Below are 25,769 nucleotides of genomic sequence, written 5' to 3' on the forward strand. Positions count from 1 at the left end.
GCCTATATATTTTTATACAAACTCAAATCAATATTTTTTTCGTCATTCATATAATTCAAAGCTGCACCTATTGCCGTACAAAATTCAGAATATTTTGGAATTCTAAAATTTACGCCATACAATTTTTCTGTAGCAGGAAATACTAATTTACATTGTGGCAGCAATGTAAGATTGCCTATCATAACAAATTCTTTTATTCCACTTCCCAAAGAAGATAATATTGATGCGCTACATATTGATTGTAGAACCATCCAGATTAGCCCAAGAGCAAGGTCCTCTCGCGAAGCATCACTTTTTGCATTACCAAACAAAGATGCTATAGCATTCATTGGTAACCCGGGTAAAGGATTCAGACTGATATCTCCAATTAAAACGTTAATATGTGACAAATCACCATGTTCAGCAAGTGCAGCAACCTGCTTGATATCATCTGTATTCAGCAATAATCTTGACAAGCCCTGTAATGTACCACCTCCAATGCCAATTCCTCCAACATGCACAATTTCTTCATGATCACATTTGACAATCGAAGTTCCTGTACCCATACTTACAACCATCATACGTTCCAAATCTGTCTCATAGCGTGCCCCCAAACCATTGGCAATAAACTCTTCCGACTTGCCTGTGGGTAATCCATAAACAGCCTTGTCTATATATGCAGCCCCAACTCCAGTAAGCATGACCTTCTCCACATCATCCAACTGTATCTTATTGTCATAAAGATATTTTCCAAAAGCTCCATAAAGGGATGTTATCGGATCTGTAGCCCTAATACGAATCGGAGACAAGACTAGTCCCTCTTCATTTATTCCAATTATCTTTGTTGTACTTATACCAACATCAATTCCAATTACTATTTTCATATCCTCTTTGCATATTTTTATATGTCAACGACATAATACAAATTCATCTATATATATAATAATTTGCATTACTTGCTTCACAATATTGTTCAAGCTGTCTAATTATTAAATCAGAAGTTTCCGATACGCTATTTTCATTCCCATCATAGCCGTTAACAAGAACCATCAGATGTTTGGTCTCAAGTCCAACTTTGGTTCTCTCATTATCACTTGTAGGTGTACCTACCCCACCTTTACTATCACGATATACTGGTAATCCTGCAATATTTATCATGCCACGACCAATTCCTTCATAAGGCTCACCATCATGTCCTATACCTAACACCAGAGTATCACCATAAAATTTGTCTGAATCAAATGCCCCTAAACTATAACCAGACATCATACTTGCCATATTTGTAAGATCAACAAGGGTGTCTCTCTGATACAAATTCTTGCCTTGAAGAACTCTACGCGCAAGAGCTTCTGCCGCGGGTCGATATCTTGAGGGGTCTTTTCCACATATTTTATAAACTTCACGAGTAGCAGCTATTGCAGGTACAGACTTGAGCGTTTCTGTCGTATAACGTCTTTTAATAATATGACACATTTCATCTATCTCTAGCCACAAAGCATTACTATAAGGTGTATTTTTGACAGTAGCTTCAATACAGGATCCGACAAAAACAGGACATATATTCTTTATTTCCTTCGATACAATTATCTTCATACACAACCTTATAATAAATTATTCATTCTAACATTTTAAGGAAAGTTTCCTCATCTATAATCCTGACTCCAAGCTTTTCCGCCTTCTGTAATTTTGCAGGTCCCATTTTATCACCAGCAAGAACAAAAGTAGTCTTGGCACTTATCGATGAAACATTTTTACCTCCATTCCTTTCAATTATCATCTTATACTCATCACGTGTATGAGTTGCAAAAACACCACTAATAACAATACTCATTCCATTAAGTTTGTCTGTCGTGTTTTCTTCCGAACTTTCCTCAATACTCATACGTAATCCGTAATGTTTCAGACGCTCTACAATCTTTCTATTTTCATGCGAAGCAAAATAATCGATAACACTACGTGCCATTACATCACCTATTCCGTCAACAGCCTTGAGTTCCTCCTCTGTAGCTCCCATTAGAGCATCCATATTCTTAAAATAGCGAGCCAGCAATTTAGCATTAGTTTCACCGACAAATCTAATACCTAAAGCGAAAACAACTCTTTCGAATGGAACAGACTTTGAAGCCTCTATGCCATTCACTATTTTTTTTGCAGAACGCTCACGATTACCATCTCCATTAATATCTTCTACGGTTATATCATATAAGTCGGCGAAATTTCTAATCAACCCTCTTCGATAATACTCATCCACAGTTTCCGGACCTATAGAATCAATATTCATTGCTTTACGTGCAATAAAATGTTCTATTCTCCCCTTTATCTGAGGTGGGCACCCTGAATCGTTTGGACAATAATAGGCCGCCTCTCCATTATACCTTATAAGTTCTGTGCCACATTCTGGACAATGTGTGATAAAAGTGGCCGGCAAGATATGTGCATCACGCTTATCATATGCAACACCAACAATTTTTGGGATTATCTCCCCACCCTTTTCCACATACACATAATCTCCTATATGCAGATCCATTTTTTTTATGAAGTCTTCATTATTCAATGTTGCACGTTTTACAGACGTTCCTGATATCTGCACCTCATCAAGACAAGCCACAGGAGTAATCTGCCCAGTACGCCCTACTTGGTATTTTATATCAGTAAGCTTTGTACAAGCACGTTCTGCTTTAAATTTATATGCTATCGCCCATCTTGGACTTTTCGCCGTATATCCCAACAAACGTTGTTGTCGTTGAGAATTAACCTTCAATACGATACCATCTGTTGCAACAGGCAGATTTTTGCGCTCTACATCCCAATATTTTATATAATCATATATTTCATCCAAAGAACTTACCTTACGCATGGCATCACTTATCTTAAATCCCCATTCCGCAGCTTTTTGCATATTCTCAAAATGACCATCACACGGAAGATTTTCTCCAAGTAAATAATAAAGATAACTATCAAGATGCCGACTTGCAACCAGTTTAGAACTTAAACTCTTCAATGTACCACTTGCAGCATTCCGAGGATTAGCAAACAAAGGTTCCTCTGCCAGTTCACGCTCTTTATTCAGATGATCAAATACATTCCATGGCATAAGAACCTCACCACGTATCTCAAATTCTCTCGGGTAATCTCCTGGTTGTAGTACAAGCGGAATACTACGTATCGTACGGACATTCGTTGTAACATCATCACCATGTACACCGTCACCACGGGTCACCCCCCTTATAAGCTTTCCGTCAATGTATATAAGAGATATAGATAAACCGTCAAACTTTATCTCACAACACACATTAAAATTCTCTCCATCTAATCCACGACAGACACTATCATACCATGACGCTACATCTTGTTCATTGTAAGTGTTCGACAACGACAGCATTGGATATTTGTGTTCAACCTGCTCAAAATTGCCATTCAAATCGCTTCCAACACGTTGCGTAGGTGAATTGGCATCATATAATTCTGGATGACGCTGTTCAAGCTTCTGGAGTTCATTCATTAGCGAATCAAACTCAAGATCTGTTATAATAGGATCGTTGTAAATATAATACCTAATATTATATTCATGCAACAATCGTCTTAATTCTTCTATACGTTCTTTCTCATCCATACAATTAATTCTTTTTAACTAGGAATTTATCTATACGAGCGCCATCCATATCTACTATCTCAAAACTGAACATTTTCCAGTCAAAATGCTCTCCACAGGTAGGAATATGTTCCAATGTGTTTATGCACAACCCGGCAACTGTTTTATAATCCTCATTCTCGTACAATTCCTCTTCATTGAAATATTTAAGAAAATCAAACATTGGACACTGTCCGTCAACAAGCCAGCCATCACCATTAGAGCGTGGAACAATCTGTTGTTCAAAATCATGTTCGCTCGGCATATTACCAACAAGACCTTCAAGGATATCTTTCAAAGTAACAATACCCACACACGAACCAAATTCGTCGCATACAAGTGCAAAACCAGTATGTTGTAATTTCATTAACTCCAATGCCTTATATACGTCCATATTTTCATATATAAACGTCGGCTCTGCAACAATAGTATCGAGATTGAAATCCGGTTTATCAAGAGTAAAAAAGAGATTTTTCAAAGAAACAACCCCCTTAACATGATCCAAATCCCCATCTGCTACAGGATATACGGCAAACATATCTTCTGCTATTATATCCTTCACCTGTTTGGCAGTCATAGTATTATTCAACCAAACCATATCATTTCTAGGCGTCATGATAGCATCCACTTCAAGGTCTCCTAATAAAAACACTCTTTGTACAATATCATGCTCTACAGGTTGTACCTCTCCATCTTCCGTACCCTCTTTTACTATAGATTTTATCTCCTCTTCCGTAACTTTAGACTCTTTATTCTTAAGCCCTAAAATATGAAAAAGAAATGCGGTACTTCCAGAAAGTAAGCACACAAAAGGTGATGCGATCCGTGAAAGCATATACATAGGACGTGCTACAAACTTTGCTACATTTTCTGCCATACAAAGCCCAACACGCTTAGGTAAGAGCTCTCCAAAAATCAATGTTAGATAAGTAACAAGAATGACGATCATTGTCTGAGCTACGGCAGGAGCATAACCGGGCGACATTCCCATCGATATAAACCAATCCTTAACTATCAGAGCAATTTGATTTCCTGAATATATACCAGTCAAAATGCCAATAAGGGTTATCCCTATCTGAATTGTAGAAAGAAATCTATCCGGTTGCTCAGCAAGCTTTAATGCTGTCTCTGCAGAACGGCTACCTTTTTTAGAATCAGCCCCTAGTTTTGACTTACGAGCTGATATCAGAGCGATCTCTGACATTGCAAAAATTCCGTTCAAAACAATCAATCCAATAATAATAAAAATTTCACTCATATATTATTTCACTTTATACGTATATGTTTTTAATGTAAATTGAACTTTGCTTTACGCATTATGACATATATTACAACTGGTGCTCCTATAAGGGGAGTTACAGCATTAATAGGTATTATCCCTTTATTCCCAGGTAGATTACACATAAAATTACAAGCAAGTGCTACCATGCTTCCCATCAACACAGTAGCAGGAAGAAGCAATCTATAATCATTAGTACGCATAAGCATGCGAGAAATATGCGGAACAGACAACCCAATAAAAGCTATCGGGCCGCAGAATGCCGTTGAAACAGCAACAAGTAATCCTGTAATGAACAATACGGCATTACGCAATCTTACTACATTGACACCAAGATTTTCTGCATATGCATCTCCAAGAAGAAACACATTAAGAGGTTTAATCAATAATGCGGATGCAACTACTGATAGTACGACTATTATAGAGAATAATGGTAAATATACAGATGATACACTACTGAAATTTCCCATTCCCCATACGACATACGACTTGACTCCTTCATCGGTAGCAAAAAAATTAAGCATGGTTATGGCAGACGATGCAATATAACCTATCATTATACCGATGATAATAAGTAGTATGCTATTTCTCACTTTTGTTGCTACGAACAGAATAAGAAAAGTCATGAACATAGCCCCCAAAAATGCGGCCGAGAATATTGCAACAAAACCAGCAAGACAGAATACAGAACTCATCATGCTTCCACCCCAAAGAAGCATAACAAGTGCAACACCTAATCCTGCCCCACTACTAATTCCGAAAACAGAAGGGTCTGCCAAAGGATTACGGAAAACCGTCTGAAGCAACAACCCGCTCAAAGAAAGAGATGCTCCACACAATACGGCAGTAATAGCCTGAGGTAGACGAGAATCAAGGACAATAAACCGCCAACTAGACTTCACAGTTTCTTGCCCCATTATTATCTTAAAAACTTCCTTTGACGGAATACTCACAGACCCAATAAAAAGGTTGAGAACAATAACAGCAATCACTCCGCCTACCAACAAAAGAATCAATAGACCGCCTGCTTTCATATCCGTTCAAGATAAAATTTTGAAAGGACAGGAACAACCACAATTGGAATATCATCTTTCATCTGTATGCATACATTAATTTCACATATATCGGCACTAATAATACCCAATCCGGACAAATATTATCCGTAAATGGTTCAGATTTTCAATACCTTCAGTATATTCGTTATCTTTTGTAATGTGGTAAGACGTGTCGGCACAAGTGGCAACCTGAGGATATTTTCAATAAATCCCATCTCATGAAGAAGTGCCTTTACTCCTGCAGGATTACCGTCTACGAAAAGCAAAGAATACAGTTCTGTAAAACTGTGATGTATCTTTCTAGCTGGCTCATATTCACCTTTAAACTCAAGCCTTATCATTCTCGAGAACTCCTTTGGTAAAGCATTGCCAATTACAGATATAGCACCAGCTGCTCCGCTTGCCACCATCGAAAAAGTGAGAGCATCATCGCCACTCAAAACATTAAAATCGGCAGGCTTATTTTTTATAATCTCATCTACCTGTTCAAGACTACCAGAGGCTTCTTTTATAGCGACTATATTTTTACTATCATTTGCAAGTCTTACTGTCGTTTCAGGTTTCAAATTCACTCCTGTACGTCCAGGAACATTATAAAGAACCACAGGCAACGGACTTGCCTCCGCAACAGCCATAAAATGGCGATAAAGGCCTTCCTGAGAAGGTTTATTATAATATGGACACACACTCAAAATCCCATCGATGCCAGTAAGATCCGTGGTATACAAATCTTCAACCACAGCCTTCGTATTATATCCGCCACATCCCATCAATATCGGAATGCGTTTACTGTTTATATCAACAATAAAATCCTTTATTTTTTGTTTTTCCTCCTTCGACAGGCAGGGGGCTTCACTGGTTGTTGCAAGAATGCAAAGAAAATCAGCTCCATTTTGAATCTGATATTCCACAAGTCTTTTCAACGAATTATAATCAACATCGCCATTTTCTGTAAAAGGTGTTATTAAGGCCACTCCTAAACCTCTGAAGATATTTCGTGCCATATTCTATATTTACTTTCAATTTACCTGCAAAGATACTATATAAAAACGAAACTTTGAAACCGTTTTAATAAAAAAATTATAATTGGTAACATATAGTACATTATGATTACATATCCACACAACAAAGTATGTACAGGTAGCATTATGTCAAACTTATCGGATAATATTAACAAAACAATATCTATACATAGACATATAAAATTATTTTTAACCACATAACCGAAATGTTAAAACATGCTTTATTCCTCTCTTACCAAGAGTCGATATACATTATCATAATTTCTATTCCTAATCAATTACAGATATTACAACAAAAACTATATAAAGGAAAAACTCATCAAAACATGTGATTCAACATTCTCATTTCATCATAAGGATTATATCGTTTCCTAAAAATAATATTTACATCTAATAAAACTGGCCATATAATAAAACAGAATGGCCTTTTTCTGAATGTCTAAAAGGCAATCTTAAAAATTCAAAGTGTAATATATATGTGATATTTTATATAACACAACCTGTCAGGTTATCATCTTCTTATCAGCAAAATAGATTTCAGCATTTCTCATAAAACGAATTATATAAAATAGACGCAGGTTCTATCTCATATAAATTCATTTATAATTGCTATATCTCAACTATGGATACAAAGCATTTCACGTATAACAAAACGTGTAAAGTATCAACGACTTCCTATATAGAGGAATATCATTCCCAATAATACTAAGAAAAGGTCGACAACCTTTCCCTTGAGATTTTTTTCGTGAAAAAACAAGGCACCAAAGAAAAAACTGACAATAACACTGCCACGTCTAATCATAGAAACAATGGATATCATTGAATCTGGCAGACTTAGTGAATAAAAATATATGAAATCTGCCGCACTCAAAAATATGCTTATAAAAATAATACTCCAGTGCCAGTGAAATGACGTAGTTCGATGACGTAACGGCCACCATATCAAAATAAGCATACATCCCATCATGACGCACTGATACAGGTTGTACCAACTCTGCACAAACATACGTGACAATCCTACACCGCCATTATCTGGCGATGCCATAAGATATTTGTCATAAAGACCACTCACCGCCCCAAACAATGCAGCAAGAACAAGAAAGAAAATCCATTTGTTATGTCCAAAATCAAGTCCCTCTTTCTTTCCACTTCGACTGAGCATAAAAAACGACACAATTGCAAGTATGACACCAATCCATTGATATACATTAAGGGATTCTCCAAATACTAATATCGCACCCAATAAAACCATTACCGGACGTGTCGCATTTATTGGACCAACAATTGTAAGCGGCAGATGCTTCATGGCAAAATACCCAAACAACCACGACAATAACACTATAACACTCTTCAGAACCACATATTTATGAAACTCCCAACCACATATTGGAACATAAAATGAACTCTCATCAAGCACCGAAGATGTCGCAGATATGACAATAAAAGGTAAAAACAATAGAGAGCATATCAATGTATTGAGAAACAGTACAGGAAGTACAGCATTACCAGACAAGGCTTTTTTCTTAAATACATCATAAAAGCCCAATAGCGTAGCTGAAACAAATGCCATTAAAAGCCACATATATACAAAACTTTAAATGCAAACATTGTCAATATTCTACATTTTCGAGAAACAAAGCATTACCAGGCATACTCTCTCCGGCAGCAGAACGATTACGACCAGCTACAATATCGTCAAACTCAGACAATGTGATCCTATTACGTCCGACATCAATCAAAGTACCCACCACAGCTCTCACCATATTTCTCAAAAAACGATTGGCAGAAATTCTGAAATGCCATCTGTACTCACCATCACGTATCCACTCAGCCTCATAAACTTTACATAAGGTTGTCTTAGCATCCGAATGACTCTTACAGAAAGCACCAAAATCCTCTACATCCAGCAAATGCCTTGCTGCCATATTCATTTTATTAAAATCCAAATCATAGTGCAACTCACAAGAATAATATCTGCAGAAAGGATCCTTGCAAGTATGTATATAGTAATGATATGTACGGGATTTCGCACTGAAACGCGCATGCATATCATCATCTACACGTTCTATCTTTGAAACAGAAATATCTGCTGGAAGTATCCGATTTAACTTGTATGAAAGATTTATACAATCAAACGACTTTTCTGTGTCAAAATGTGCTACCATCTGTCGTGCATGAACTCCAGAATCAGTCCTTCCTGCTCCAACAACAGATACAGTTTCACGCAATATCAATGACAATGCGTTCTGCAACATTTCCTGCACAGAACGTCCATTCGGCTGAATCTGCCAACCATGATACAACGTACCATCATAAGACAAATAAACAAAATATCTGTTCGTCATTTCTGCTTGCCCCGCTTATTAACAGCCTTTCTGAAAACCTTTCTATGGAACTTATCTTCAGAACGTATTATACGGAACACTTTTGATGCTGGTAGTATCTGCATGAACTTTTCATGATACTCCCTCTGGCATCTCTTCATCTCTATATCATTAGAATCATTGCGTCTTATAGCCTCTGCACAAGCTTTATCATCATTAAAATCAATATGACGCATAAACTTATTCTTGTCAAGAATATTCCTCTGCTTCCTCCGCATCTCACGATATACAGGAAAGAAACGAGCAGACTCCTCAGGTGAAAGGCATGCATCAGTAGTGATAAACTGCTCCAACTCCGTCTCAAAACGTTCCGGACTGAAACGTTGACGTTCCTGCGCATTTGCATAAAAACATGTCAGGCAAAGAAACGACAGTATTAATACAATTCTTGTTTTCAAAATATATTTGTTTTTAATTTTCTGATAATAATGCATATATATCATCATTGTCCATCATGCCATAGTCTGTCACATAATCAACAACATCATAATAGGCATCGTATGTGACAGAAGACTGAAGTCCATGATCTGTCTTCTTTTGAGTTTTATCCAAATATATTGCCACACTGAATAAAACTGCGCAGAAACATGCTGCAGCTGCAACATATCTTATTCGCCATACAGAAGGTTTATTCGGTTCATGCGCAATCTCTAATTCTCTATCTGGAAGTTTGTCCAATATTTGAGATGCAAAATCCTCAAAGTACCCATCCGGCACCTTAAATGGTCTTTTGTTTCCAAATTGCGTCTTTAAAAATTTATCTTCAGTGTTCATAGATATATCGTTTTGTAAATTTGACGTATATATATCCCGAAAGTTTAATCATGTGACTTAAAATATTCTGTTATTTTCTTCACAGCAATATGATAGCTTGCCTTCAACGCACCCTCTGTAGTATTAAGCATCTTACTCATTTCAGAGTATTTCATCTCATCATAATATCTCAGATTAAAAACAACCCGTTGTACTTCAGGTAATGTGGCAATAGCCTGTTGAAGCAATGCGACTGTTTCATCACCATCAAAATAATCATCTGCCATCAACCGGTTTGCAAGAGTATCATCTGTATCTGCCTCAAAAACAGCAGAAGACTTTTGTTTTCTTATAAAATCAAGCGATTCATTGATTGCAATACGATAAAGCCATGTTGAAATTTTTGCTTTATTCTGAAAATCATCCAGACTTTTCCAAGCTTTTATAAAAACATTCTGCAGAATATCATTAGCATCATCATGATTCAATACTATATGCCTTATCTTCCAATACAAAGACTCACTGTATTGATTCACAATATCGGAAAATATTTGTTTCAAATCATCCGATGTCCTGCATGATATGTCTGTTTTATTCGTTTGATCCATTTCACATAAAGCGCTTCAATTGCTCATATATCACTTGATCATATCCATATATATCACTATACTCTCTGACTTCATTGTTTTCTGCAGGGTATATCGTATAATATGTTATAAAAAGAGGAACAGTTGGCTCCACCTTCAAACTGTTGATATACAACTTCTTATTTACGGACGTGACGCTTTCCTTTTTTTTATCTTCGGAATCACCCTCATTATATCCATCTAGATGAACCGGAGCTGTCATTGAATAATTTATTTTTTTTATCACATCTTCATCCCTCTCTGACAACATGAAAACAGCCAGATCAAACGGCTTTTCCACCCGAATACATCCATGAGACGCTCTACGATCTATTCTGGCAAAAACTCCAGGACTGGAAGTATCATGAAGAAAAACAGAAAAATTATTATTGAATCTAAATATCACTCGTCCTAACGAATTTCCTGCTCCACCTTCTTGTATCACCCGATATTCATTAGACAAAAGCATATCCTTGGTTACTTCAGACAATTCAACACGTTCTCCCGATTTTCTTTCCATTACATAATAATTATTTCTAATGAAATAATCATCATCATGAATATGGCGTACAATATCCTTTCTTATTATACTTTTAGGGATAACCCATTTGGGATTAAAATCAAGTCTGTTTATTTTACTCGTCAATAGAGGCGTTTTTGTTGAAACCTTTCCATAAATGATTTTCATAGACATTCTGTCCTTTTCATTCACAGCTTCAAGCGTCTGTGAAGGAAGATTTATGAAAACATATTTTTCATAATTCTCAGGATAATCATCCAATCGCCATCTTGCCCGCTCTATATTACACAAATATTTTATCTTTAATTGCTTGTTACACTTACCAAGACGCAACAAAAGTGAGTTATATATATAATTTTGCGGACGTGAATCTGAAAGGAATATTCCAACACTATCATTCACTATCTTACGAAATGCTTCATTATAAAATGCTCGGTTGGGGTGACGCATAGGTATGTCATAAAGACATTTGTACCTAACATTAACCGTATCCGAATCATCTACATCCAATGTATTAAGAACCGTTGTCGGATTCACAAAACCAAAACGCTGTCCTGCGCAATATCGTATATACGCTTTTGTCAAGTAATACTCCAAACGGACAATTATAGAATTTATATTATCAGAATCATCAAATTCAAGATTCCTCAATATTTCAACATCATTCCGAATCTGTGAACAGTAAAATTTTTCCGGATCAAAGCCAATATGCCCGATATCACTTATATATCTCAACAAAGTATCAGCATTTGCACTTACACCATTACGGGTAATCCACAAAAAACTTCCTGAATTTTGATAATACTTTCTAACAAAAACATCCAACTCAGTTCTGTCTTTATCACTCATAACCAACCGGCGCATTTCTTTTCTCAACAAAGAATTATCAACAGAATATCTTTCTGAACTTATTTCTGAAAAATATTCTAACGACAAACCAGCATTATACTTTCTTTCATTACAAGAACATACAGAAAGTATCAATAAAAAAAGCGATATAATATATCCTATGAAACGCAAAATATTTACCTGATAGATATTTTACGTACTGTTTTTCCTACTTGTAAGATATAACAACCTTTCGGCAGATCAAGATCATACAGTTTATCAGCACTATCAATCTTCACTGTCTTAACACGCACTCCGGCTACATTATAAATAGAAAGAACACAACCATTTGCACCAGTAACACGAACAGTAGAACCATTAACAGTAATTGTCATTTCTGTAACAGAAGCATCAATGGTTGACAATTCTGCATCCGACATCGCAAAGACAGGTGTACCTACAACAAAAAGTGCCACAAAAAGTATGCTGAGTATATATTTTATCATATTGTTAAAGATTATTCAAACGCAAATATAATAATTTTCAATATAATACATAAAATAATGAGCGAATGCGGCCAAATCATTTATATTTATTTAACTATACATCAATTATCAACCCTTCATAACTCAAAATGCTATTGGAGAACACATTTTTCGCTTCTGCCAACAATTTTTTTTCATCATCATAACGCGCACTATAATGCCCAAGCACAAGTGTGCCAACTCCTGCGTCCGCAGCCACTCGAGCAGCCTGAGCAGCAGTACTATGACAATACATCTGCGCCATAGTTTCATCTTCGCTTAAATATGTCGATTCATGATACAGAACACTAATATCTTTCAAAGATTCATAAAGCGAAGGTATATATCTTGTATCACTGCAATATGCATAACTGCGTACTGGGCCAGAAGGTCTTGTCAATCTTGTGTAAGGAACAACATTACCTTCTTCATCTATCCAGTCAGTCCCATTCTTTATATTATTGAACTGCGAAACAGGTACTTTATAAAAATCCGCCATGTCACGCAAGATATGAGGTAATGTAGGTTTCTCTCGGAATATAAAACCACAACATGGAACACGATGCGACAGAGGAACAGTTTCAATCGTCAGGCTTCTGTCTTCATATATTATTTTTTGCACTGTCGTATCGATATCGTGGAAAACAACATCGTACTCAAATCCATTACAGAAAAAATCCATCTGCATCTCCATTATTTTCCTAAAAGCGGATGGTGCATATACGTGAAGCGGAGCAGTACGCCCCAACATTCCGAAAGTGGAAATCATCCCAATCAGTCCAAAACAATGATCACCATGAGCATGCGATATAAACACAGCATTTATTCTGGTAAACTTGATTTTTGAACGGCGCAATTGTGTTTGAGTTCCTTCACCACAATCTACCATGAAATACTTACCACGTATCTCTATGACCTGTGAAGACGGATTATGCTTAAGTGTGGGCAAGGCGCTTCCACAACCAAGAATATGTACCCTGAATGACTCCATATCTTATCAGAAAACGTTTTATTGCTGCCTTTTATATACAAATATTCCATCATTATTCTCAAGATACAAAGAATCTGCACCTAGAGAATTTATATCAAAAGTGTCTTTGTTCAACAGTAAATGTCCGTTGAATATCTTCCATGATGTCCAAGATTTTGTCTCTGCCTTTACATTTGACTTTACAGTACCCCCTTCTTCTATTTCAAAATTTTTATCAATGCTCACCCATTTACCAAGCAACGTCGTAACATTGATAACCTTTGACGCCACTCTCTCGCCATTGACAAAAGTACCAACAACAGCCATTCTGTCACCAGCCATAAGCCCACCCTGAACATCTGCCTGCATATCATATTCGTCGAGAAGAGCGAACTCTAATGTGTCCCCAACATCTGTTATCAACTGCAACGTATGCATAGCTGTTCCTTCTCCACATACACCATAAACAGTTGTATCAGGTTCAACACTGTTTTTTTCTTCAACATTCAGAGATGTATTTTGTGCTTTTTTATCCAGACATCCAACCATCATGCCTGACAAAAGTATTGCAATAATTATAAAGCAAGAATGTTTCATATCTGTCATAGTAATGTTGTATTTATTATACTGTTATTCATCAAAAAACATAACATACCTCTGATTACAACGGCTCATTCGCGTTCTAAAGCCTTTGCCTTGTTCCACAATTCATCCATCTCACCAAGGGTCATATCCTTGATAGACTTTCCTTGCAAATGGCTCTGTTCTTCTATATAATTGAAACGACGGATAAACTTCTGGTTTGTATAATCCAATGCTGTATCCGGATTGAGTTTGTAGAGTCTACCGGCATTTATGATACTAAACAGAAAGTCACCATACTCCCTCAAGCTGCGTTCCTTATTCTCGTTCTTAAGTTCGTTCTTCAGCTCATCCAGTTCCTCTTCTACTTTGCCCCACACATCCTGTTTATCTTCCCAGTCGAAACCGACATTGCGTGCTTTCTCCTGTATGCGGTAAGCCTTAATAAGTGAAGGAAGTGCATCCGGCACACCAGCCAATACACGCTTGTTGCCATCTTTTTCCTTAAGTTTTATCTGTTCCCAATTCTCTACAACCTCAGCCGAAGTCGTAGCATGTTTCAATTCTGCATCTTCTCCACTTTCCCCATAAGGCAGAGGCTTTGGATCAAGAGCACCAACTTGGGATTTATGATAAACATGCGGATGTCTGAAAATCAACTTATCCGTAAGCATGTTACACACATCTGCAATATCAAAACGATTTTGTTCAGAACCTATTTTGGCATAAAAACATACATGCAACAACACATCACCCAACTCCTTGCATATATTCTGACCATCATCTTTCAACAGAGCGTCACACAGTTCGTAAACCTCCTCTATTGTATTTGGGCGCAGGCTTTCGTTTGTCTGTTTCCTGTCCCACGGGCACTTTTCCCGAAGCGTATCCAACACATCAAGAAAACGCCCGAAAGCCTGCAGTTTTTCTTCTTTTGAATGCATAAATCTATTATTAGTTATGCAAATATACTACATTTCAATGTATTTTTACTAATTTTGCAACGTTTTTATGTAGAAAACTAAATAAATAATATATGGAATTGGCAAGTAAATATGATCCACAATCAGTGGAATCAAAATGGTATCAATATTGGCTGGACAACAAAATGTTCAGCAGTAAGCCGGACGGCAGAAAACCATACACCGTAGTTATTCCCCCACCTAATGTAACTGGTGTACTCCATATGGGCCACATGCTCAACAATACCATTCAGGATATACTCGTGCGCCGTGCACGAATGGATGGCAAGAACGCATGTTGGGTACCCGGTACCGACCATGCGTCGATTGCCACTGAAGCCAAGGTCGTAAACAAACTTGCCCAGGAAGGCATAAGCAAGAAAGACATAACACGTGATGAGTTCCTCAAGCATGCATGGGACTGGACACATGAGCACGGAGGAATCATTCTTAAACAATTACGCAAACTCGGCGCAAGCTGCGACTGGGACCGTACGGCCTTCACTATGGACGAGACACGCTCAAAAGGTGTTATAAAAGTGTTCTGCGACCTTTACAAAAAAGGATTAATATATCGCGGAGTGCGCATGGTGAACTGGGACCCGAAGGCACAGACCGCACTTTCTGACGAGGAAGTTATATACAAAGAGGAGCATTCTAAACTCTACTATCTGCGTTACATGGTTGTAGAAGACCCCGGCAAATACGCCGTTGTAGCAACCACACGTCCTGAAACCATTATGGGTGATACTGCGATGTGTATCAACCCGAACGATCCGAAAAACCAGTGGCTGCGCGGAAAACACGTTATCGTACCACTCGTAGGTAGACAGATTCCAGTGATAGAGGATGACTATGTTGATATAGAATTCGGAACAGGATGTCTGAAAGTAACTCCGGCACACGACATAAACGACCACGCCCTTGGTCTGAAACACAATCTCGAGACAATCGACATATTCAATGACAACGGCACAATAAGCGAAGCCGCAGGACTGTATGTCGGCATGGACAGAATGGACGTAAGAGTGAAAATTGAACAAGACTTGAAGGACGCCGGTCTCATGGAGAAAGTGGAAGACTACACCAACAAAGTAGGATTCTCCGAACGAACAAACGTACCTATCGAGCCTAAACTTTCAACGCAGTGGTTCCTGAAGATGCAGCACTTTGCCGACATCGCACTGCCACCTGTCATGAACGACGAAATAAAGTTCTATCCTGCAAAATACAAAAACACTTATCGCCACTGGCTTGAAAACATAAAGGACTGGTGTATCAGCCGTCAACTGTGGTGGGGACACCGCATTCCAGCATACTATTTCATGACATCAGAAGGCAAACGCGACTTCGTGGTGGCCGAGACAAAAGAGGAGGCACTGCAAATGGCGCTGTCAAAAAATGCCACACTCACTGTTGACTCACTCGAACAAGACAGCGACTGTCTCGACACATGGTTCTCAAGCTGGCTGTGGCCGATTTCTGTATTTGACGGAGTTGAACATCCCGACAACGAGGAAATAAAATATTATTATCCGACGAGCGACCTCGTGACAGGTCCTGACATCATTTTCTTCTGGGTTGCCAGAATGATCATGGCCGGATATGAGTATCGTAAGACCATGCCGTTCCGCAATGTTTATTTCACAGGTATAGTACGCGATAAATTGGGACGTAAAATGTCGAAAAGCCTCGGCAACTCCCCAGACCCACTGATGCTAATCGATAAATACGGTGCAGATGGTGTGCGTATGGGTATGATGCTCTCTGCACCAGCCGGAAACGATATTCTGTTTGACGAAAGCCTCTGCGAGCAGGGACGAAACTTCAACAACAAGATATGGAATGCATTCCGACTTGTTAAAGGATGGCAAACAACCGACACTGAACAACCGGGAATAAATGCGGCAGCTGTAGAATGGTTTGGAGCTAAACTCAGACAGACAAATGCCGAACTGAACGATCTGTTCCAGAAATACCGCATATCCGAAGCGCTCATGGCTGTTTATCGCCTTTTCTGGGACGAATTCTCCAGTTGGTATCTTGAGATGGTGAAACCGGCATACGGCCAACCAATAGACTCAGCTACATACGAAGCAACCCTTAAGTTCTTCGAAACATTACTGAAGATGCTCCATCCCTTCATGCCGTTCATCACAGAAGAACTGTGGCAGCACATATACGACAGAAAAGAAGGCGAATCCATCATGCGTGACAGATTGGAAGTAGCAGAACCTACTGACGCTGATGCAAACCTCTCTATAGGTATGGAAAGTGCGAGACAGATTGTAAGCAACATACGCACAGTGCGCAACCAGAAGAATATACCGCTGAAAGAAGAACTTGAACTTCACTGCATAGGCGCCAACAATTACGGAAAGTATGCATGCATCATCAACAAAATGGCAAACCTCAAAGACATAAAAGTAGTAAGTGCCAAGGATGCCTCGGCAGCATCGTTCATGGTGGGCACCGACGAATTTGCCATACCACTTGGCGACATGATAGATGTAAGCGCAGAGATAGAAAGACTCGAGGCTCAGCTGAAACATCTCGAAGGATTCCTCAACGGCATAAACAAGAAACTGTCAAATGAGAAGTTTGTAGCCAATGCCCCAGAGGCTGTTGTAGCTATGGAACGCAAGAAAAAGAACGACAGTGAAGAAAAAATTGCGGCAATAAAGGAATCTCTTAAAGCGTTGAAATAAATTATTAATACATATAAGTATGTGCGTTTGCTCAAATGCAAACGCACATATTTTTATGCTCTATACATATATCCATTAGATGTTCATATACACCGGAATCTTTTCATAAAAGCCGTTCCTTCTTTACACTGTAATGATATTTAATGGGCTGCTGCCACGAAAGAAGCACGACAAAACACAGATATAAATTCTTATTGTATTTCATTCTTTGAGCACTACAATTTCGGATATAATATTAAATCCATGATTGACAGACTTACTACCCGTGACGCGCATTTTTACGCAAATTTCCATTAATATTTATTTATCTTTACACCAACGTGTTTAACATTTCATTTTATCATTCCAGAGTAATAATCAACCGCAGATATATCCCGAAAAAACTATTTTGAGCGAATCACTAAAACAATGACAGGCTATACGTTTTACAAAATAGCCTTTATCGCATTTTGAAAAAGGCAATTTGACAGTATGATATGAACCATATAAGCAGCTAAGAAGGCCAATATAAGAGCCTAATACGGTACCTTTCGGATACTATGAAACGTACACCATACAAACAACTGTGTATCAACACATCACAGCACAATCATATTTATGCAATATTTTGCACAAATATGCAATCCACTCAACTCAATGTAAAATTTTAAATATTATCTTCAACTAAGATTTAACATCTACATCCTGGTTTTCTTTTTTTATATTATCACGAGTTTAACATGCGCTAACATAAAATCAGAAAGAATATACAAAACCAAGGCTAAGATTTTCCTTGAATCTCCAATATCCATGATCTTCATCGGGCCACCTGCCATCATCAAAATGCGGATATGCATAAAATTGACCGGAAAGATATTTATTAATACGGAAATTTATCCAGTTTTCAAATTCCATAATACTATTATCGTACGATGTATAACCACGGATACGACTCCGCCAGCTTATTCCATCTACCACATTCAACGTAAAGTTTATTGTAATCTCTGAACCATAAGTAATCTTGAAATGTTTATCGGCTTCTATACCATAACGGGATGACAGGTTTTTTCTGTCGCTATATCTCATGTTACATGCTAAAAGTCCAAAATGTGTAGAGCCTGTAAGTTTCCCTTTAAACCAGTTGAAATTGTAATCCATACCAATGGATGGAGAAACAACTAATGGAGAAAGAAAATCTGTGTTAACAAAATTGGAGTTTGCATCAAATCCCCTCAACATCTGCGTTTCAGCCGAGACCTGAAAAGCATAGGACCAATTCTTTATTGCCTGAATACTGATATTTCCGGTATATCGAATTTTGTCTTCACTTGTCTTAAACGTGTGCACCGTATCCTCAGAAACGTGTCTTAGAGCCAATCGAAATTCAAATGTATTATTCCATCTAAATCCCTTTTTATTATCATAATTTGCCCATAGAGTAACATATCCTTTTATTGAAGAATGGCTTTTATCATTACCATCAAGCCAGTTTTTTGTTGTATGATTATATTCAACATATAATTCTGTCTTTCCGGTAAGTTTCCAAAAATTAGGTTTCTTTACAATAATATCCACAGGTGCAACATCCGATTCTGTAACAGTCGGTGACACTTTGTCCACAATGTCAGCATCAGGGGTTACTGCAGAGCTTATTGGTGTACGTATAGTTCCTGCCTGATCAAGCTGTTTCTGTGACCCGAGAACAAGATCGGGACGATGCATATACACAGCAAGAAGAGACTTATCCGGCTCATCAAGAATTGTATCCGAACTTATATCAAATTGTTTCTTGGCTATATTATAATAAAATGTAAGCGGAGTGAAAAGACGATAATATCGTGCATCAAGTTCTTTTTCAATATTCAAGGAATCATTAAGACGCTGTAACGAATCAAGTTTAGATTTGTATATCTTCAGTGAGTCTGTGTAATTCTTAACGTACGTTGCAACAGAGTCACGCGGTTGCATCTTGACAGCAACCACTTGTATCTGCGCACTCGCACCAAATACAAACAAACAGAACAACAATAACAGTATATATCTAATATTCATATCCGAATTCCGTTTACCGCACAAAGGTAAGAATAAATATTTAAAGTTGTTTGTCTAATTCGCATTTTTGTGCTAACTTTGCGCCTTGTATTACTTATGTGTTTTAACTAATTATATTCTTTTTATCGTGGCTGAAACAAAATACATATTTGTCACAGGCGGCGTAGTTTCATCGCTTGGCAAAGGCATCATTTCGTCATCAATAGGTAAACTCTTGCAGGCAAGAGGATACAACATCACAATCCAGAAGTTTGACCCCTACATCAACATCGATCCGGGCACTCTCAATCCATACGAGCACGGCGAATGTTATGTTACTGTTGACGGTACCGAGACTGACCTTGACCTCGGACATTACGAAAGATTCACCGATATACAGACAACCAGAGCAAACTCGCTGACAACCGGCCGAATCTATAAAGCCGTGATAGACAAAGAGCGCCGCGGCGACTTTCTAGGAAAAACAATCCAGGTGATTCCTCATATCACTGACGAAATAAAACGCAACGTAAAACAACTTGGTCGTAAACATGGCTACGATTTCGTGATTACTGAAATTGGAGGAACTGTAGGCGATATAGAGTCCACACCATTTCTTGAGGCCATAAGACAGTTGAAATGGGAACTCGGCAACAGAGCTTTATGCGTACACCTGACATATATTCCATACCTAAAAGCTGCTCAGGAAATAAAAACAAAGCCAACCCAGCATTCGGTAAAGGAACTGCAGAGCATAGGAATACAGCCGGATATCCTTGTATTACGTACAGAAAAGCACCTTAGCGAAAACATCCTGCACAAAGTTTCGGCATTCTGCAATGTCGGCCAGGATTGTGTTATTCAGAGCGAGGACCAGCCCAGCATTTACGAAGTTCCATTAGAAATGCAGAAACAAGGCCTCGATACAGCTATACTTCGCAAAATGGGAGAACCAATCGGTGAGACTCCGACACTCGGACCGTGGCGTAAATTCTTGGAAAGAAGAACAAATGCTACAAGCGAAGTGAAAATAGGACTTGTTGGAAAATATGATCTTCAGGATGCATACAAGAGCATAAGAGAAAGCCTTTCACAGGCAGGAACTTACAACGATCATAAAGTTGTGCTGACGTTCATCAATTCAGAAAAGATTACAGAAGAGAATGTTGCAGAAAAGCTTGCCGGACAGGATGGTATCATGATCTGTCCAGGATTCGGGCAGCGTGGTATTGAAGGTAAAATCATCGCATGCCACTATACACGCACACACGATATTCCGACATTCGGCATATGTCTCGGAATGCAGATGATGGTAATAGAATTTGCACGCAACGTCCTCGGATACAAGGACGCAAACAGCCGTGAGATGGACGAAATGACTGAACATAATGTAATTGACATAATGGAGGAGCAGAAAAATATCACAAACATGGGTGGTACAATGCGCCTCGGTGCATACGAATGTGTTCTTAGACAAGGTTCCCGTGTTTTCGATATTTACAAAAAAGAACACATACAAGAACGCCATCGCCATCGCTACGAGTTCAATAATAAATATCAGAAAGAATACGAGAAGGCTGGCATGCAATGCGTAGGACGGAATCCAGAAAGCGACCTCGTAGAGATTGTCGAAATACCAGGACTTAAATGGTTTGTCGGAACACAGTTCCATCCTGAGTATCAAAGCACCGTGCTCAAGCCACACCCTCTGTTCATGTCGTTTGTAAAAGCAGCAATAGATAATAAAAACAAATAAGCGACAGGTCTTTAATTCAAAACATAATATATAGAAAAGTGGATAAAAATACTATTATAGGCTTTGTCTTAATAGCAGCCGTACTGATAGGATACGGCGTGTGGTCACAACCCTCAGCTGAGGAAAGAGCGGCTATGGCACGTCAGGATTCTATCAATAACGTCGTAAAACAAAAGGCTGAGCTTGCCCAAAAGAAGGCACAGGAAAAGAAAATTGCAGAAGAAAATGCAAGAGCTCAGGACACAACTGCATTGTTTTATTCAGCTCTGAGGGGAAAAGAAGAAAAGATAAAACTTCAGAACAAAAGTATTGAAGTGACGTTAAACACAAAAGGTGGAACACCGGAGAAAGCTGTTGTGAAGAATTTCTCCGACTATAAAAACAACCCGAACGTTACTCTATTCGACAAAAAAGATCAGAGCCTTAAATTCATTCTCCTGGCAAAGGAAATGAACATCAATACAGCAGATCTGTACTTCACGCCATCAAATGTAACTGATTCAACCGTTACGATGACAGCAATAGCTGGTAATGGTAAGGACATAACAATCAAATACACCCTCGGCAAAGACTATCTGCTTCACATGGAATTTCTTGCAAATGGCATGGAAGGTCTTTTCTCACCCAATTATAGTATGATGGACGTAAATTGGAGTGACAAATGCCGCCAGCAAGAAAAAGGCTTTACATTTGAGAACCAGCACACAAGTCTTACCTATCATGACGTTGAAGGTGGAACTGATGAATTGAGCAGTACCGGAGAAGAGATTGGCAAGACCATTGAGGAAAAGATCGACTGGGTTGCATTCAAAAACCAGTTCTTCTCTGCGGTCATGATTGCAAAAAACGACTTCTCGGACAATTCGGTAATGACAAGTATACCGCAGCAGAAGGGCTCAGGATACTTGAAACAATATGAAGCAAAAATGAAGACATTCTTCGATCCTACCGGACAGAAAGCTTCTGAGTTCGACTTTTATTTCGGCCCTAATGATTTCCGTCTTCTTCAGCGCATAGAAAAAGAAGTTGGCTACGACAAGGATTTGGAACTACAAAGACTTGTTTACCTCGGATGGCCTATCATACGAATAATCAATCGGTGGTTCACAATTTACGTATTCGACTTCCTCACCAGCATGAACATCAATATGGGAATTGTTCTTATTCTCATAACATTGTTGCTCAAGGTAATAACCTATCCTTTGGTAAAGAAAAGCTACATGAGTTCAGCCAAAATGAGAGTATTGAAGCCGAAACTCGAAGAAGCTACAAAACAATTCAACAAGCCGGAAGACCAGATGCAGAAGCAACAGGCAATGATGGCTGAATACGCAAAATACGGCGTAAGCCCTCTTTCTGGATGTCTGCCAATGCTTATACAACTTCCTATTTGGATTGCTATGTTTAACTTTGTGCCAAACGCCATACAGTTGCGTGGTGAAAGTTTCTTATGGATAAAGGATTTATCTACATACGATCCAATCCTTGAATGGAACACCAACATCTGGATGATAGGCGATCATTTGTCACTGACATGTATTCTGTTCTGTGTATCAAACATTCTTTACTCAATAATGACAATGCGTCAGCAGAAGGATCAGATGGTCGGACAACAGGCAGAACAGATGAAGATGATGCAATGGATGACATATCTTATGCCAGTGTTCTTCTTCTTCATGTTCAACGACTATTCATCAGGTCTTAATTTCTATTATTTCACCAGTTTGTTCTGCAGTGCACTGATAATGTGGACACTCCGTAAGACAACAAATGATGAAAAGTTACTTGCAATACTTGAAGCTCGCTATAAGGAAAACAAAGACAATCCAAAGAAACTAAGCGGATTGGCAGCACGTCTTCAGGCAATGCAGGAACAACAGATAGAACTGCAACGCAAGCGTGAAGAACTTGAACGCAGACGGAACAGACAATAAACTATTTTAAAAGATATTCAGGCAGATTATGTAAAGAAGGATTTATCGTCCTGATTCAACATAATCTGCTTTTATTAAATACAAATAACATGAACGGATTTGCAACAATAGCCATTTCAGCATTAATGACATGCAGCGGAATACAGGCACAAACAATGATTGACAAAAGTGATATAAAATTAGAAAATGACCTGATGACCCCAGAAGCACTTTGGGCAATGGGACGAATCGGAGGCGCTGAAGCCTCACCGGATGGAAAAACAATCGTTTATCAGGTAGGATATTACAGTGTTAAGGAAAACAAAAGTCGTCAAGTAATCTATACCATAAGCAGGGATGGTAAAAATCAGAAGAAGCTCACACCAACAGGAAAAAGTCAAAGCGATGCCACTTGGATAGCCAACGGCAAACGTATAGCATTCCTACAAGATGGCCAGGTATGGTCAATGGCAATAGATGGAAGTGATTGCAAGCAGCTCACAAAATCATCTATTGATATTGAAGGATACAAATTCTCACCAGATGAGAAAAGTGTAATACTTATCAAATCGATAGCTTACAACGGAAGCATCAAGAAAAATCCAGATGATCTGCCACTGGCAACAGGAAGACTTGTCACAGACCTGAATTACCGACACTGGGATCATTATGTTGAATCAATTCCGCATCCATTCCTAGCAAAAGTGAACATAGATGGAATTGACGAAGGCACCGACATTATGGAAGGCGAGCCATACGAATGCCCGTTAGCACCTTTTGGAGGCGTAGAACAGCTCAACTGGAGTCCTGACTCAAAAACTATTGCTTATACATGCCGCAAAAAAGAAGGCCTAGCATACGCAATTTCTACTGACTCGGATATATATCTTTATGACATAAACACTGGTAAGACAACCAATATATGCAAGCCTGAAAATTATTGTCCAATAGACGTCGACCCTACAAAATCTATGAAAAATCAGGCAATAAACAAACAAAACGGCGACTACAACCTCGGTTATGATGTAAACCCGACATTTTCTCCAGATGGGAAATATATAGCATGGCAAAGTATGGCACGCGACGGCTATGAGAGTGACCGTAACCGCCTATGTATCTACAACATTGCTGATAAAACAAAAAAATACGTCACCGAATCCTTTGATTCTAACGTTGACAGTTATTGCTGGACCACAGACTCGAAGAAACTATATTTCACAGGATGTTGGCATGCATGTATAAATCTATATCAGACGGACCTTGACGGTAAAGTAATGCAGCTGACAGATGACATAGCCGATTTCGGTTCGATATCTCTTGCCAACGATGGCAATACACTTCTTGCCACACGGCACAGCATGTCACAGGCTGACGAGATATACATTATCAATCCAGGCAAAAACATAAAGAAAACAAACATAATACAGCTGACATACGAAAACAAACACATATATGATCAGTTGCAAATGGGTGAAGTAAGAAAACAATGGATAAAAACCACTGACGGTAAAGACATGCTATGCTGGATTATTCTGCCACCTCACTTCGATGAAACAAATAAATACCCTACTCTGCTCTATTGCGAAGGTGGTCCACAAAGTCCGGTAAGCCAGTTCTGGAGTTACAGATGGAACTTCCAGATAATGGCCGCACACGGCTATGTAATCATAGCTCCCAACCGACGCGGTCTGCCAGGATTCGGTTCTGAGTGGAATGAAAAGATAAGCGGAGACTGGACCGGTCAGTGCATGAAAGACTATCTAAGTGCTATCGACTACGCAACAACCAATTTTTCATATGTTGACAAAAATCGTCTTGGCGCAGTAGGTGCCAGCTTCGGAGGATTCAGTGTGTACTATCTCGCAGGCCATCACGACAAGCGTTTTAAATGTTTCATTGCACATGACGGTGCATTCAACCTTGAGTCAATGTATACAGACACAGAAGAAGCATGGTTCTCAAATTGGGAATACGAGGATGCATACTGGAACAAAGATCTCAGCGAAAATGCAAAGCGCACATATGAAAACAGTCCCCACCGATTTGTTGATAAATGGGATACCCCAATACTGTGCATACATGGCGAGAAAGACTACCGTATAAATGCCAACCAGGGCTTCGGGGCATTCAACGCAGCACGTATGAAAGGTATTCCTGCAGAACTACTTATTTTCCCAGACGAGAATCACTGGGTACTAAAGCCACAGAACGGAATACTGTGGCAGCGCACATTTTTCAACTGGCTTGACCGTTGGCTGAAGAAATAA

Annotated in this window: 21 protein-coding genes; 4 read left to right on the plus strand and 17 right to left on the minus strand. The window is 38.7% G+C overall.

The genetic code is table 11. The features are described from left to right. Window positions 1–2: 2 nt before the first annotated feature. The 16 genes from coaW to mazG all read right to left on the minus strand — a co-directional run bounded on the left by coaW (window position 3) and on the right by mazG (window position 15,097). Window positions 3–863: a type II pantothenate kinase gene (gene coaW, locus WKT13_RS10880; RefSeq protein WP_340323895.1), complete on the minus strand. Its 861-nt coding sequence runs from the start codon at window positions 861–863 to the stop codon at window positions 3–5. Between the two features lie 43 nt (window positions 864–906). Beyond that, window positions 907–1,572, minus strand: a complete 666-nt coding sequence (locus tag WKT13_RS10885; protein ID WP_298617372.1) for a B3/B4 domain-containing protein — start codon at window positions 1,570–1,572, stop codon at window positions 907–909. A 22-nt stretch (window positions 1,573–1,594) separates the two neighbouring features. Further along, on the minus strand, window positions 1,595–3,592 hold the full coding sequence (gene ligA, locus WKT13_RS10890; RefSeq protein ID WP_340323896.1) for an NAD-dependent DNA ligase LigA: 1,998 nt from the start codon (window positions 3,590–3,592) through the stop codon (window positions 1,595–1,597). A 4-nt stretch (window positions 3,593–3,596) separates the two neighbouring features. Continuing rightward, window positions 3,597–4,868, minus strand: coding sequence for a hemolysin family protein (locus WKT13_RS10895; protein ID WP_298617376.1), 1,272 nt, complete (start codon window positions 4,866–4,868; stop codon window positions 3,597–3,599). Window positions 4,869–4,897: 29 nt separating this feature from the next. Further along, entirely contained in the window at window positions 4,898–5,923 is a 1,026-nt protein-coding gene (locus tag WKT13_RS10900) for an iron ABC transporter permease (protein WP_340323897.1), read from the minus strand. A gap of 137 nt (window positions 5,924–6,060) precedes the next feature. Continuing rightward, on the minus strand, window positions 6,061–6,948 hold the full coding sequence (gene dapA, locus WKT13_RS10905; RefSeq protein ID WP_340323898.1) for a 4-hydroxy-tetrahydrodipicolinate synthase: 888 nt from the start codon (window positions 6,946–6,948) through the stop codon (window positions 6,061–6,063). Between the two features lie 682 nt (window positions 6,949–7,630). Beyond that, entirely contained in the window at window positions 7,631–8,548 is a 918-nt protein-coding gene (locus tag WKT13_RS10910; RefSeq protein WP_340323899.1) for a DMT family transporter, read from the minus strand. 28 nt (window positions 8,549–8,576) lie between these two features. Further along, complete coding sequence (gene truA / locus WKT13_RS10915) at window positions 8,577–9,311, minus strand: tRNA pseudouridine(38-40) synthase TruA (protein ID WP_340323900.1); 735 nt, start codon at window positions 9,309–9,311, stop codon at window positions 8,577–8,579. After that, window positions 9,308–9,748 (minus strand): hypothetical protein, encoded by a 441-nt coding sequence (locus WKT13_RS10920; protein ID WP_298617387.1) that lies wholly within the window; start codon window positions 9,746–9,748, stop codon window positions 9,308–9,310. Before WKT13_RS10920 ends, truA begins: the two co-directional genes overlap by 4 nt. Before the next feature lie 13 nt (window positions 9,749–9,761). Continuing rightward, complete coding sequence (locus tag WKT13_RS10925) at window positions 9,762–10,124, minus strand: hypothetical protein (RefSeq protein ID WP_340323901.1); 363 nt, start codon at window positions 10,122–10,124, stop codon at window positions 9,762–9,764. A 44-nt stretch (window positions 10,125–10,168) separates the two neighbouring features. Beyond that, entirely contained in the window at window positions 10,169–10,711 is a 543-nt protein-coding gene (locus WKT13_RS10930; RefSeq protein ID WP_340323902.1) for an RNA polymerase sigma factor, read from the minus strand. 1 nt (window position 10,712) lies between these two features. Beyond that, a complete protein-coding gene (locus WKT13_RS10935; protein WP_340323903.1) occupies window positions 10,713–12,098 on the minus strand; it encodes a L,D-transpeptidase family protein in 1,386 nt (461 codons plus the stop codon). A 176-nt stretch (window positions 12,099–12,274) separates the two neighbouring features. Next, window positions 12,275–12,583 carry a T9SS type A sorting domain-containing protein gene (locus WKT13_RS10940; protein WP_340323904.1) on the minus strand — a complete coding sequence of 103 codons (309 nt, stop codon included), beginning with the start codon at window positions 12,581–12,583 and terminating at the stop codon, window positions 12,275–12,277. A 94-nt stretch (window positions 12,584–12,677) separates the two neighbouring features. Beyond that, window positions 12,678–13,592, minus strand: a complete 915-nt coding sequence (locus WKT13_RS10945) for a ribonuclease Z (protein WP_340323905.1) — start codon at window positions 13,590–13,592, stop codon at window positions 12,678–12,680. 18 nt (window positions 13,593–13,610) lie between these two features. Next, entirely contained in the window at window positions 13,611–14,168 is a 558-nt protein-coding gene (locus tag WKT13_RS10950) for a lipocalin family protein (RefSeq protein WP_340323966.1), read from the minus strand. Window positions 14,169–14,242: 74 nt separating this feature from the next. Beyond that, window positions 14,243–15,097, minus strand: coding sequence for a nucleoside triphosphate pyrophosphohydrolase (gene mazG, locus WKT13_RS10955; RefSeq protein ID WP_340323906.1), 855 nt, complete (start codon window positions 15,095–15,097; stop codon window positions 14,243–14,245). A 92-nt stretch (window positions 15,098–15,189) separates the two neighbouring features. Between mazG and WKT13_RS10960 the strand changes: the two genes are divergently transcribed. Next, window positions 15,190–17,823 (plus strand): valine--tRNA ligase, encoded by a 2,634-nt coding sequence (locus WKT13_RS10960; RefSeq protein ID WP_340323907.1) that lies wholly within the window; start codon window positions 15,190–15,192, stop codon window positions 17,821–17,823. A 735-nt stretch (window positions 17,824–18,558) separates the two neighbouring features. On the opposite strand, the gene WKT13_RS10965 is transcribed toward WKT13_RS10960, so the two are convergent. After that, window positions 18,559–19,854, minus strand: coding sequence for a DUF3078 domain-containing protein (locus WKT13_RS10965; RefSeq protein WP_340323908.1), 1,296 nt, complete (start codon window positions 19,852–19,854; stop codon window positions 18,559–18,561). 127 nt (window positions 19,855–19,981) lie between these two features. On the opposite strand from WKT13_RS10965, the gene WKT13_RS10970 reads away from it, so the two are divergent. The 3 genes from WKT13_RS10970 (at window position 19,982) to WKT13_RS10980 (ending at window position 25,769) form a co-directional block, all read left to right on the plus strand. Beyond that, window positions 19,982–21,589 carry a CTP synthase gene (locus WKT13_RS10970; protein WP_298617408.1) on the plus strand — a complete coding sequence of 536 codons (1,608 nt, stop codon included), beginning with the start codon at window positions 19,982–19,984 and terminating at the stop codon, window positions 21,587–21,589. A 38-nt stretch (window positions 21,590–21,627) separates the two neighbouring features. Continuing rightward, window positions 21,628–23,523 (plus strand): membrane protein insertase YidC, encoded by a 1,896-nt coding sequence (gene yidC / locus WKT13_RS10975; RefSeq protein WP_340323909.1) that lies wholly within the window; start codon window positions 21,628–21,630, stop codon window positions 23,521–23,523. 89 nt (window positions 23,524–23,612) lie between these two features. Continuing rightward, on the plus strand, window positions 23,613–25,769 hold the full coding sequence (locus WKT13_RS10980) for a S9 family peptidase (protein WP_340323910.1): 2,157 nt from the start codon (window positions 23,613–23,615) through the stop codon (window positions 25,767–25,769).

The organism is Prevotella sp. HCN-7019 (genome assembly GCF_037890215.1).
In the GTDB taxonomy this organism is placed as follows: Bacteria; Bacteroidota; Bacteroidia; order Bacteroidales; family Bacteroidaceae; genus Prevotella.